The following is a 555-nucleotide window of genomic DNA, read 5'->3' on the forward strand; positions in this document are numbered from 1 at the left end:
AGGAGGACGAAACGGTAGTTATCGTCCAGAGTTAGTTTTTATTGACGACTTAGAGAATGATGATAACGTTAGAAAGAAAGAACAACGAGATAAAGGTGAAGCTTATATCGATAGCGCTGTTAAAGGGCTTGCAGAAGTTGGTGCAAAATTTGATATGATTTTTGCTGGTACAATTTTGCATTATGATTCTGTACTAATGAGAAAGCTACGTAATGCCTTCTGGGTATCGAAGATTTTCAAATCAATTATTCAATTTCCTGATAATTTAAAGTTATGGGAAGAATGGGAGGCTATGCAACCCCACGGAATTATTGATAATGACCTTAAAAGAGAAAATGCAGAAAAAGCCAGACAATTCTATCTTGATAATAAAAAAGAGATGGATAAAGGTGCAATTTTAAGCTGGAGTAGACGAAGTCTATATTCAATGATGCAATATAGAGCGGAATCACCAGAACAGTTTAATAGAGAACAACTTAATGAAGCAACAAATAAAGATGCAACTGTTAATGAGTCAATTCAATATTGGAGTGAATTACCGCCAAAAGAAAGATT

The 555-nt window shown here is 34.4% G+C and carries 1 protein-coding gene; it reads left to right on the plus strand.

The genetic code is table 11. The features are described from left to right. A partial coding sequence (locus FK530_RS27680; RefSeq protein WP_205124275.1) for a hypothetical protein occupies positions 1-555 on the plus strand: 555 nt, incomplete at both ends.

Origin of the sequence: Tsukamurella conjunctivitidis (assembly GCF_007858475.1) — a bacterium.
Taxonomy (GTDB): Bacteria; Actinomycetota; Actinomycetes; order Mycobacteriales; family Mycobacteriaceae; genus Tsukamurella; species Tsukamurella conjunctivitidis.